At 71.3% G+C, this 11339-nt stretch carries 7 protein-coding genes; 4 read left to right on the forward strand and 3 right to left on the reverse strand.

Annotation, left to right across the window (positions count from 1 at the left end; translation table 11 throughout):
- The first annotated feature begins 366 nt into the window (after positions 1-366).
- The 4 genes from KEG38_RS54235 (at position 367) to KEG38_RS54250 (ending at position 5593) form a co-directional block, all read left to right on the forward strand.
- A complete protein-coding gene (locus tag KEG38_RS54235; protein ID WP_272429057.1) occupies positions 367-2412 on the forward strand; it encodes a DUF4139 domain-containing protein in 2046 nt (681 codons plus the stop codon).
- Between the two features lie 89 nt (positions 2413-2501).
- Positions 2502-3689, forward strand: coding sequence for a DUF533 domain-containing protein (locus KEG38_RS54240; RefSeq protein WP_272429059.1), 1188 nt, complete (start codon positions 2502-2504; stop codon positions 3687-3689).
- 31 nt (positions 3690-3720) lie between these two features.
- Entirely contained in the window at positions 3721-4149 is a 429-nt protein-coding gene (locus tag KEG38_RS54245; protein WP_272429061.1) for an archease, read from the forward strand.
- The gene (locus KEG38_RS54250) at positions 4115-5593 is read left to right on the forward strand and encodes an RtcB family protein (RefSeq protein ID WP_272429063.1); all 1479 of its coding nucleotides are present in this window, start codon (positions 4115-4117) and stop codon (positions 5591-5593) included. Before KEG38_RS54245 ends, KEG38_RS54250 begins: the two co-directional genes overlap by 35 nt.
- Here KEG38_RS54250 and KEG38_RS54255 read toward each other — a convergent pair whose 3' ends face one another.
- The 3 genes from KEG38_RS54255 to KEG38_RS54265 form a co-directional block, all read right to left on the reverse strand.
- Positions 5594-6220 carry an ABC transporter ATP-binding protein gene (locus KEG38_RS54255; RefSeq protein ID WP_272429065.1) on the reverse strand — a complete coding sequence of 209 codons (627 nt, stop codon included), beginning with the start codon at positions 6218-6220 and terminating at the stop codon, positions 5594-5596.
- Positions 6217-7458 (reverse strand): hypothetical protein, encoded by a 1242-nt coding sequence (locus tag KEG38_RS54260; protein ID WP_272429067.1) that lies wholly within the window; start codon positions 7456-7458, stop codon positions 6217-6219. The genes KEG38_RS54255 and KEG38_RS54260 overlap by 4 nt, the downstream gene beginning before the upstream one ends.
- 372 nt (positions 7459-7830) lie before the next feature.
- Positions 7831-10959: a DUF4215 domain-containing protein gene (locus KEG38_RS54265; RefSeq protein ID WP_272429069.1), complete on the reverse strand. Its 3129-nt coding sequence runs from the start codon at positions 10957-10959 to the stop codon at positions 7831-7833.
- Positions 10960-11339 lie beyond the last annotated feature (380 nt).

An 11339-nucleotide genomic window follows, 5' to 3' on the forward strand; every position in this document is an offset into this window, starting at 1 on the left:
ACGACCCTGCCCATCAAGCCGGCAGCGCTGGCGGTTCACCTGGCGACGTCACCTTCGCGGTCTTGCCACCGGCCCGCTGGAAGAACTGCGCATCGCGCAGTTCTTCCACCCTCGGTCCAGGCCGTGCCTGGTTCGGGTCGAGGGGCGAACAGCCCCCGCGGGGCCCGGGGCAGCGCCCCGGCGCGGCGTCCCCTTCGGGACGGAGAGCGCGGAGAACGAGGAGGCGGGCTCGGGCGCATTGACGTGTCATGGCGCGCGCTCGACGAACATGGCAGCGCGCGAGCGGCATGCCGCCGAGGCGCAGGCCTCCGGGGGGGAGCTCGGCGAGACAGGCTGAGCCCGAGAGGCGCGAAAGGGGAGGGGCACATGAGAAAATCGAGGATCGGGGCCGCGTGGGCTCTCGGGCTCATCGCCACGTCGTTTGCTGCGGGCTCTGCGTCGGCCGAGGAGCTTGCGCTCCGGCGCGTGATGCTGTCGACGGGCGGCGTCGGGTACTTCGAGCACGAAGCGCTGGTGTCGGGCGACGCCGAGCTCACGTTCGACGTGCGGCTCGATCAGGTGAGCGACGTGCTGAAGAGCCTGCTCGCGGTGGATCCGCAGGGGCGGCTTGGACAAGCGAGCCTGCCTGGGCGCGCGCCGCTCTCCGAGATCTTCCGGGATCTGCCGTTCTCGCAGGAGGACCTGTCCTCCACGGTCTCGCTGCTTCGCGCGCTGCGCGGCCAACTGCTGCGCGTGTCGGCGCATGGCGCGACCGCGGAGGGGCGGCTCGTCGCGGTGACCGAGGAAAAAGTTTCGCTCGGCGAGGGGCAAGGGACGATCGTGCGTCACCGGCTCTCGCTCCTGACGCCGACGGGCATGCGGCAAATCGTGCTCGAAGAGGCGGATCAGATCGACATCGTGGACGCGCGGCTGCGCAGCCAGGTGGAGCAGGCGCTCGCGGCGCTCGCGGCGCACGCGGCCGCGGATCGGCGCACGATCACGATCGACGTGCACGGGCAAGGCGAGCGGACGGTGCGCGTGGGGTACGTGGTCGGCGCGCCGCTGTGGAAGGCGACGTATCGGCTGGTGGTGCCCAAGGGCGAGGGCGAGGCGCGGCTCGAAGGGTGGGCCTTGCTGGAGAACATGAGCGGGCAGGACTGGAACCGCGTGGAGTTGTCGGTGGCGTCGGGCAACCCCGTGACGCTGCGACAGGCGGTGTACGAAGCGTATTTCGTGAATCGTCCGGAGGTGCCGGTGGAGGTGCTCGGGCGCAGGTTGCCGCCGGTCGACGTGGGGGTCGTCCTTCCGGAGGCCGAGGTCTCCGACGGCGCGGGCGGAGGAGGGCGCCTGATGAGTGCCTTCATGGCCGCGCCGTCGGCGGCCGACGCGTTGAGCTTCGAGGCGCAGCCGGGGGGAGAGGTGGCGCTGCCCGAGGCACCGCCGATCGCCGAGCCCGCGGAAGGCGCGACGCAGGTCGTGTACCACTTCCCGGAGCCGGTGGATCTGCCGCGCGGGCAATCGCTGCTCGTGCCGATCGTGAGCGAGTCGATCCCGGTCGAGCGGGTGTCCTGGTACCGCTACGACGTGGACAAGCGGAACCCGCTCGCGTCGGTGCGGCTCGTGAACGAGACCGAGACGGGTTTGCCGCCGGGCATCCTGTCGATTTACGAGGACGCGGCGGCGAACCAGCCGATCGCGTTCGTCGGAGACGCGCGGCTCGGCCCGCTGCCCGCGCACGAGGATCGGCTCGTGAGTTACGCGGTGGACCTCGACGTGAGCGTGGACCGCGAGGAGAAGGTCGTGCAGGTCGTGACGGGCGCGAAGATCGCGCGGGGCGTGCTCGAGGTGCGTCGCGTGGAACGGCGCACGACGACGTACACGATCAAGGGCGCGGCGGACGAGGATCGCGTGCTCGTCGTGGAGCACCCGCGCATCCAGGGTTTTTCCTTGGTTGCGCCGACGGAGGGCGTGAGCGGGACGACGGACACGCACGTGCGGATCCGGCGGGAGGTTCCAAAAGGACAAACCGTGAAGGTGGATGCGGTGCTCGAGCGACCGATCGAGCAGAGCATCGTGATCGGGTCGATCACGGCGCAGGAGCTCGGGGTGCTGCTCGCGTCGAACGAGATGTCGGCGGAGGTGCGGGCCGCGCTCGAGCACGTGGCCGAGCTCCAGAGGACGCTCGCGTCGCGGGAGCAGGCGCTCGCGCTGCTGCGGACGGAGCGGCAGACGCTGGTGGCGGATCAGGAGCGGCTGCGGAGGAACCTGGCGTCGGCGCCGCAAGGCAGTGAGCTGCACACGCGGTACCTGACGGCGCTCGCGTCGGCGGAGGATCGGATCGGCGAGCTCGATCGGACGATCGGCGCGGCGGAAGCGGCGGTGCGGGTCGCGCGGGAGGAGCTCGCCGACTACATCGCGAATCTGTCGATCTGAAGGCGGGCGGGAGGCGGCGGGTGGGCGGCGAGGAGGGCGCCCACCCGCCGGCCTTGAAAGCGGCGCGCATTCTGGCGAACATGCGGTCCATGTTCGATGCGCAGAGGATCCTGGGCGCGCTGGTCTCGGATGGAGTCGAAGGCGGGAGCTTCCGCGATTCGCGTCGTCGGCCGTACCGCGATGACGATGCGTACGAGCGTCGCGACGACGACAGCGGGATCGGCGCAGGCACGCTGCTCGCGGGGGCTGCCGGGGTCGCGGCGGCGGGCGGGCTCGCGTACATGGCGTATCAGCACTTCAAGCAGCCGACGGCGCCGGGGATGCCGGGTGCGCCGGGGATGCCGGGGGCGCCGGGGATGCACGCCATGCCGGGGGCGCCCGCGCAGCAGCAAGGGTTTTTCGGGCAATTGATGGGGTCGACGTCCGGGCCGATTCCGCCGGGGGCTCCGCAGGGGGGCGGCGGGACGAATTTCGGGGTGCCCGTCTACCACAACGATCCGTCGACCTGGGGGACGAACGCGCCTGCGGCGCCGCCGCAGGGACATGCGCCCTGGGGGAGCCCGCAGGGCGCACCGGCGCAGCCGCCGCAGCAATGGGGTGCTCCGCCAAACCCGGGGCCGCAAGCGGGGTGGGGTGGGCCTCCGCCGGGGCAGCCCGCGCAGCCGCCGGCGCAATGGAACGCGCAGCCGAGCGCGCCGCAGACGGCACAATGGGGGGCGCCTCCGCCCGCGGCGCCGCCTGCGCCGACGCAATGGAATGCGCAGCCGAGCACGACGCCCACGGCGCAATGGGGCGCTGCGCCGAACGCGGCTCCGCCGGCACCGCAGCCTGCGCAATGGGGTGCTCCGCCAAACCCGGTCACCGCCGCGCCTGCGCCCGCACCCGCGGCCGTGCCCGCGCCTGCGCCCGCGGCCGATGCACAGGCCGACGCTCTGCTTCTCATTCGCGCCATGATCACCGCCGCCTTCATCGACGGTCAGATCGACCCCGACGAGCGCGCGCGTATCCTCGATCGCCTCGCGCGCGCCGGTCTCGGCCCCGAGGATCGCGCCGCGCTCGCCCGCGAGCTCGAAGCCCCGCAGCCACCCTTCGCGCTCGTCGGACAGATCCGCTCGCCCCAAATGGCCGAGCAATTCTACGTGGTCTCCCTCCTCTCCGCGGGCATCGAATCCGAGGCCGAGCGCGCGTACCTCAAAGGCCTGCCCTCCATGCTCGGCCTTCGCCCCGAGGACGTCGCCCGCCTGCATGGGAGCCTGGGCATTCCACCCCTCCCGTGACGTCGGCCCGTCGGCGACGATATTCCCCTCCATGACATCCGGCCCGGAAGGCCCGCGCCACACCTTCGAGGACCACACGGCCGAGCTGCGCCTCGGCCTCTTCGCGCCCACGTTCCCCGAGCTCTTCGCCGAGGCTGGCCGCGCGCTCGCCGAGCTCGCCGTCGGCGAGGGGCCGCTGCCCGAGGCCGCCGGCGAGGGTGTTTCGATCTCGCTGCATTCGGTCGACCGCGAGGCGCTCCTCGTCGACTGGATGAACGAGCTCGTCTTTCATACCGAGGTGGATGGCCGGGTCTACGTCGATTTCCATTTCGACGAGCTCGCCCCCGATCACCTCGTGGCCCGGATTCGCGGCGCGGAGGTCCAAGGCCTCCGGCCCCTCGTCAAGGCGGCCACCCTGCACGACGTCCACATCACGGAGGATTCGCATGGCTACTCGGTCCACGTCGTCCTCGACATCTGAACCCCCGAAAGCGCCGCCCCCGCCGCTCGTCGAGGTCGCTCCCTCCGTCTACGAGATCCCGACGTCCTATCGCAGCGACATGCGGGTGCCGGCGCGGATCTTCGCGAGCCCGGAGACCTTGCCCGGCTTGCTCGCCGACCATTCCGTCGAGCAGCTCATCAACGTGACCACGCTCCCCGGTATCGTGGGCGCCGCCTGCGGAATGCCCGACATGCACGAGGGATACGGTTTTCCCGTCGGCGGCGTGGCCGCGACGGCGCTGCCCGACGGCGTGATTTCGCCCGGCGGGATCGGATTCGACATCAACTGCGGCGTGCGGCTGCTCGTCGCGAACCTCGAACGCAAGGACATCGCCGATCGCGTGGAGAGCCTCGTGCACGAGCTCTCGCGCAGCGTGCCCTCGGGCGCCGGGCGCGGCGGGCGGTGGTCGTTTTCGGGCAAGAAGCTCGACAAGATCCTCGAAGGCGGCGCGGGCGCGCTCGTTCGGGAGCACGAGGTCGGGACCGAGACCGACCTCGAGCACATCGAATCCGGCGGCGCGCTCGAAGCCGCCGACGCGTCCGCGGTCTCCGAGCGCGCAAGGCAACGCGGCGCGGATCAGCTCGGTACGCTGGGGAGCGGGAACCATTTTCTCGAAGTGCAGGTCGTCGACGAGGTGTTCGACGAGGGTTTGGCCGGGCGGCTCGGGCTCTCGATCGGGCGGGTGACGGTGCTCGTGCATTCGGGATCTCGCGGGCTCGGGCATCAGGTGTGCACGGATCACGTGCGCCTGATGGATAGTGTGATGCAGCGCTACGGCATTCAGGTGCCGGACCGGCAGCTCGCCTGCGCGCCGCTCTCGTCGCCCGAGGGACAGCAATATTTCGCGGCCATGTGCGCCGCCGCCAATTTTGGTTTCGCGAACCGGCACCTCATCGCGCATATCGTTCGCGAGGTGTTCCGGCGGATGTTCGGCGAGCGCGAGGGCTTCTTGCGGTTGATCTACGACGTGGGGCACAACACGGCGAAGATCGAGAAATACGAAGGGAAGAAGGTGTGCGTGCATCGCAAGGGCGCGACGCGCGCATTCGGTCCGGGGAGCCGGGACGTGCCGGCGGCCTATCGCGATATCGGACAGCCCGTGTTCATTCCGGGCAGCATGGGGACCTCGTCGTTCGTGTGCATGGGGACCGAGCACGGGAGCGAGGCCTCGTTCGGGAGCACCTGCCACGGCGCCGGGAGGCAAATGAGCCGCGCCGCCGCAAAGAAAAAGGTGACGGGGCACGTGCTCCGCAAGGAGCTCGAAGCGCGCGGGATCGTCATTCGTTGCGCATCGAATGCGGAGCTCGCCGAGGAGGCGCCCGCCGCATACAAGGACGTCGATCGGGTGGTCGACGTCGTGGCGTCGGCAGGGATCGCGAAAAAGGTCGCCCGATTGCGGCCGATCGGCGTGGTGAAAGGGTAATCAGGCCTCGAGCTTGCCGGCCGAGAGCCGGACCCGCGTCGCGCCGATCGCCTCGGCGAACGCGGGATCGTGCGTCGCGACGAGGATCGTGGTGCCCGCCGCGCGACGCTCTTCGAGGAGCGTCGCGAGCTCCCGGACGCCGGCCGCGTCGAGGCCGTTCGTGGGCTCGTCGAGCAGGAGCAAGCGCACGTCGCCGAGGATCGCCGCGCACAAGCAGCTCCGGCGCCGCTGGCCGAGGGAGAGGCCGCCAAAGGGACGATCCCAGTACGCGCGGAGGCCGAGTCGTTCGAGGAGCGCTTCGTCGGGGAGGGGGACACGCTTCAGCGCGGCGACGAGCGCGGCGAGCTCACGCGGGGAGAGGTGGGCCGGCGCGTCGGCGGCCTCGGGCACGTAGCCCACGTGCGCACGCGCGGCGGCGCGGGGGCCGAGGATCGAGGCGCCGTCGAGGGTCGCGCGGCCCCCGTCCGCGTCGAGCACGCCCGCGAGGATGCGGAGGAGCGTGGACTTGCCAGCGCCGTTGTCGCCGAAGAGCGCCACGACGTCGCCCCGCGCGGCCGAGAGGCTCACCCCGTCGAGCACGCGCCGTCCGCCGAGCCACTTGTTCAAGTCCACGATCGAGAGCGTCATGCCGCACCTCGGAGCCTGCGTAGCACCTCGGCACGACGCGCGGCCGAGCCGACCCGCACGATTCCGACGGTGAGGATCACAGCGAGCGAGAGCTCACCCGCGAGCGACGCCGCGGCCGCGCCGAACGCAGCCCAGACGAGCGCTTCGACCATGCCACGATCGCCGCGCCGCGGAGAGGCCTCGGCCTCGCGCGCTCCGCCGACGAGGATCGCGCCCGTGACGAGGCCCGAGGCGACCGCGAGCACGACGAGCCGCGCCCCGAGCGCGAGCGGCGCATGCAGGCCAAGCGCCCCGACGGTCGCGAGGACGAGCCCGCTCGTGGCTCCGAGGATGCCGCACGCGAGGGCCGCGGCGAGCGCGCGCGTGCCGGGCGGCGTCCCGGTCGCATCGCAGAGCCAGGAGGCCGCGCGCTCCGCCCGTACGACGGCCGCCGCGGCCCCCGAGAGGCCCGGCGAGAGCGCGACGGCCGCGAGGCCGAGGGCGAGCGCGCCGATGGACGCGTCCGCCACGAGATCGTGCCCACGCGCCGCGAGCGGGAGCACGAGCCCGGCGAGCGCCGCGAGGGCGAGCGCGCGTCCAACGACCGCCGGCTCGCTGCGAAGGACGCCGAGCAGGAACGTCGAGGCGAGCGCGCCGAGCGGAGATCGACCGAAGGGGCCCCGGTTCACCCCGGCGGACGCCTCGGGCGCGCGGCGGAAGGCGGCCGGGACGGACAAGCTGGCCGCGAGGAGCGCCGCCCCGAAGGCGAGCGGCGGGACCCGGGCGAAAACCGCGAGGCCCACGCCGGCCGCCGCGAACGCTTCCCTGGCGCCCCAGGGCCGCGTGGCGGCGAGCGCGTGCCCCGCGAGGGCCGCGAGCCCGGCCGTGGCGGCGGACAGGAGGCCCTCGCCGCGCCCGAACAGGAGCATCCACGGCGCCTCGACGACGAGCGCGCACACGGCGCCCGCGAGGTGAAACACGAGCCGTGGGGAAGGTAACCAGCGAAGATACGTCCCGGACGGAGGCACGAGCGCGGCGCGGGCGGCAGGCAGGCCGAGCACGAGCCACCCGGCCCAGAGGACGGTCATAAGCGTGGGGGAGGCGCGCATCACGGCGAGCGCCTCGGGCGGGCTCATCCCATTCGGGCCGAAGAGGACCGTGGCGACGAGGAAGATGCCGAGGAGCAGCGGGGCCGCGAGGGGATACGCGGCGCGCATCGAGAGGACGACGAGGATCTTCGCGAGAGCGAGGTGTCGCATCGCATGCCCCTTCCGTGTGCGCGTAGCGCCGGGGTTTCACCCCGGACCCCGACCAGGGGTTGTCCACCCCTGGACCCGGACCAGCGCAAGCGCTGGACTCTTGTTCGATGAACTGCGCGATGCGCAGTTCATCGAACAGGCCGAGGCAAGACCGGCGACGGGCTGGCCAGCCAAGACAGCGGCGCTGACGTGGCTGCTGAGGGTGGGCGGCGCTGCTGTCTCAGCTGGCAACGTCGTTCGTGGTCTTGCCCGGGCCCGTCCGAGAAACCGCGCATCGCGCGGTTTCTCGGCCCTCGGTCCAGGCTGTGCCTGGTCCGGGGTGCAGGGGGCGGACAGCCCCCTGCTGGGGTGCGGGGCAAAGCCCCGCGCCTCTCAGGGCGTGACGCAGAAGATCATCGCCCAGCTATTGAGGGTGCCCTGGTCCGAGGTCGTGTCGTCGAGGACGTGGAGCCTCCACCTGCCAACGGGCGACTTGCCGTTGACCGGTGTCAGCGCCGTCTCCGGCGAATAGCAGCCCGAGAAGGGCGCAGTGCCGCCGGTGACCGCCGAGGAGCAGGTCGAGTCGAGGACCGTGTTCGTGTAGTTGTCGCCCGAGCTGCCGTTGTCCGAGGTGATGTCGAGCTCACCGAGGCCCGGCGGCTGCAGGAACGCGTCGATGTCCCCGGACCAGGTGTGCGTGGCGTTGAAGAGCACCGCCGCGCGGTTCACCGTCCCGACGTTCGCCACGCCGAGGTAGCTGTTGATGCCCGTGGTGTTGCCGTCGAGGAGGGCGATGGGCGTGTCGTACGCCCGGACGACGACGAGGCGCTGGCCCGCCGCGCAGGCCGGGAAGTACGCCGGAATCGTGCAGTCCGAGTCGGCGGCGTCGGTGAGCGCGTCGCCGTCGTTGTCGATGCCGTCGTTGCAGTACTGCTCGACCTTCGTGCACACGCTTGGGGTCCCGAGGCACTTGTAGTTCGGCTCGAGCGCGCACAGGGACGAGCAGCCGTCGCCGCTGTTCAGGTTGCCGTCGTCGCAGACGTCCGTGCCGTTGATCGTGCCATTGCCGCAGCTCGTGGTGCAGACGCTCGGCGTGCCCGTGCAGCTGTAGCCCTGCTCGATGGTGCAGGTCGCGGAGCAGCCATCGCCGCTGTTCTTGTTGCCGTCGTCGCAGACGTCCGTGCCGTTGATCGTGCCGTCGCCGCAGCTCAGGGCGCAGGCGCTCGGCGAGCCTACGCACTGGTAGCCCTGCTCGATGGTGCAGCTCGTGGAGCAGCCGTCGCCGCTGGTCAGGTTGCCATCGTCGCACGCCTCGCTGCCCGCGAGGATGCCGTCGCCGCAGAGCGCGGTGAACGTCACCTGGAGCTGGTAGGCGCCGATGGTCGAGTTGCTCTGGTACTCCTCCACGTGCACGTAGTACGTGCCCGGGGCGAGCTTGCGCGCGGCCGCGTCCGCCGTCGTGGTCGGATCGATCACCGAGCAGCTATTGAGGCCGTCGTCGTCGTCCTCGACGAGGATCGTCGTGCAGTTCGACGCGAGGAGGTAGATCTTGGTGTCGTTGCCCGTCGGGCAGGTGCCCACCCCCGGGACGAAGCTCTCGATCTTCACGTCCGCGACCGCGGGCACGGTGAACGAGTAGTAGTCATGGTCGCCGACGGGCGTGATCTTGCCGGTGACCGCGAAGGGCGGCAGGAGCGGGCCGGTCGCCGTCGCGCACGTGTTCGGCTCGGACTCGACGAGGACGCAGGTGCTCGGCGCGCCGAAGCACGTGAAGAACGGCTCGGCCTGGCAGGCGGCGGTGCAGCCGTCGCCGGGGGTCTTGTTGCCGTCGTCGCAGGGCTCGGCCGCCGTGTTCACGAAGCCGTCGCCGCAGGTCGCCACGATGCAGCCCGGGAGGCAGGCGTCGTCGTCGTTCAGGTTGCCGTCGTCGCACGGCTCGCTGCCGGCCGGGATGCCGTCGCCGCAGACCGTTTTGCACGCGCTCGGCGCGCCGGTGCACACGTAGCCGAGCTCGGCCTTGCAGGTCGCGGAGCAGCCGTCGCCGCTGTCCGTGTCGGCGTCATCGCAGGTCTCGGGGCCCTTGACGAGGCCGTCGCCGCAGATCGCGTTGCAAGCGCTCGGCGTGCCCGCGCAGAGAAAGCCCACCTCGATCGCGCAGGCGGCGTCGCAGCCGTCGCCGGCCACGGCATTGCCGTCGTCGCAGGTCTCGGCGCCCGTGAGGATGCCGTCGCCGCAGAGCGAGACGACGCAGACGTTGCCCGCGCAGATGTTGCTCGTGCAATCGCCGTTCACGAGGCAGCCCTTGCCGAGGTCGCAGGTCGGGCAGGCGCCGCCGCCGCAATCAGCGTCCGTTTCGGCGCCATTCTTCACGGTATCCGTGCACGTCGCCGTCTGGCAGACGTTGCCCGTGCACACGCCGCTCTGGCAGTCGGTCGACGCATTGCAGACGAGGCCGTCGGCGCAGGCGGGGCAGTCCGCGCCGCCGCAGTCGATGCTGGTCTCGCTGCCGTTCTGGATGGTATCGCCGCAGCTCGCCCCCTGGCAGGTGCCCGCGGTGCAGACCTTGCTCGCGCAATCCGAGTCGACCGAGCAGATGAGGCCGGTGCCGCAGGGCGAGCAGTTCGGGCCGCCGCAGTCGACGTCCGTCTCGTTGCGGTTCGTCACCTGGTCGGTGCAGGTCGGCAAGCAAATCGAACCCGAGCAGGATTCGCCCACGCAGTCGCTGTCCGCTGCGCAGCCGAGGCCGGGGCCGCAGGGGCTGCAGGAGCCGCCGCCGCAATCGACGTCCGTCTCGTCGCCATTCTCGACGGTATCCGTGCAGGTGGGCGTCTGGCAGGTGGCGGCGTCACACACGCTGCTCTGGCAATCGGATGACACCTTGCAGACGAGGCCATCGGCGCAGGGGGCGCAGGTGCCGCCGCCGCAGTCGACGTCCGTCTCGGAACCGTTCTTCACGGTGTCGGCGCACGCGGCCGGGACGCAAATGTTGTTCGCGCAGACATTGTCGGGGCAGTCCGCGTTCGCGAGGCACTCCACGCACGTGCCCTCGCCGTCGCAGAGCTTGCCGTCGTTCGTGGTGCAGGCGTCGCCGGCCGGGAGCGGGTTGTTTTCCGGCTGCCCTGCATTGCAGACGTCCTGGGTGCAGTCGTTCTGATCGTCGAGGGTGTCGGTGTCGTCGTTCTCGAGCGTGATCTGGCCCTGGCCGTCGCAGATCTCGCGGGCGCAGTCGCCGGGCATCTGCGTATCGCTCGGGGTGCCCTTGGCGGCGAACGTTTCGCCGCAGACGCCCGCGGTGCAGGTGCGCGTCCGGCAGACCGTGTCGGCGCCGGGGCAATCCTCGGGCGTCCTGCACGCGCCCATGCCGCCGGCGCCGCCCATGCCACCTGTCCCGCCTTCACCGGCGCCGCCGGTGGTGTCCGGCGGATCCGTGTTCTCGCAGCCCGCTCCCGCGCTCACGGCCACGAGGAGCGCGAAGGTCGCCGCGGCGTACCTTGTGATTCCGAACCTTCTCCATCGACTCATGGGCGACATGCCCTTTCTCCCCGTCGGCGCCATGCCCGGCGCGGGGGACCCAACGGCCCGCCGGCCCAGGGGACGCCGGCCTCTCCGGTGTTTGCCAACGCGAGACCTCATCACAGGCGAAAAACCCGGTCAAGGGGGAGATCGGCCCGGAAGCACCCTCCGCAAGCCGTTTTCGGGGCTATGGAGGACACGCCTTCCGCCGCATGCTCCCGCCTCCCGTGAACTCTGCGGTCTGCCCCACCCAACGCATCGGACGACTGAGCATTGGTCTCATCGCGAGGCGTCGCGCCGGGGCGCTGCCCCGGGCCCCGCGGGGGCTGTTCGCCCCTCGACCCGAACCAGGGCAAGCCCTGGACCGTTCGTGGAAGAACTGCGCATCG

Origin of the sequence: Polyangium jinanense (assembly GCF_028435265.1) — a bacterium.
In the GTDB taxonomy this organism is placed as follows: domain Bacteria; phylum Myxococcota_A; class Polyangia; order Polyangiales; family Polyangiaceae; genus Polyangium; species Polyangium jinanense.

What these genes read in the sequence shown, in the direction of transcription:
- KEG38_RS54260 (WP_272429067.1), bottom strand. Translation starts at nt 7,458, where the DNA reads ATGCGACACCTCGCTCTCGCGAAGATCCTCGTCGTCCTCTCGATGCGC.
- KEG38_RS54255 (WP_272429065.1), bottom strand. Translation starts at nt 6,220, where the DNA reads ATGACGCTCTCGATCGTGGACTTGAACAAGTGGCTCGGCGGACGGCGC.
- KEG38_RS54240 (WP_272429059.1), top strand. Translation starts at nt 2,502, where the DNA reads ATGTTCGATGCGCAGAGGATCCTGGGCGCGCTGGTCTCGGATGGAGTC.
- KEG38_RS54245 (WP_272429061.1), top strand. Translation starts at nt 3,721, where the DNA reads ATGACATCCGGCCCGGAAGGCCCGCGCCACACCTTCGAGGACCACACG.
- KEG38_RS54265 (WP_272429069.1), bottom strand. Translation starts at nt 10,959, where the DNA reads ATGAGTCGATGGAGAAGGTTCGGAATCACAAGGTACGCCGCGGCGACC.
- KEG38_RS54235 (WP_272429057.1), top strand. Translation starts at nt 367, where the DNA reads ATGAGAAAATCGAGGATCGGGGCCGCGTGGGCTCTCGGGCTCATCGCC.
- KEG38_RS54250 (WP_272429063.1), top strand. Translation starts at nt 4,115, where the DNA reads ATGGCTACTCGGTCCACGTCGTCCTCGACATCTGAACCCCCGAAAGCG.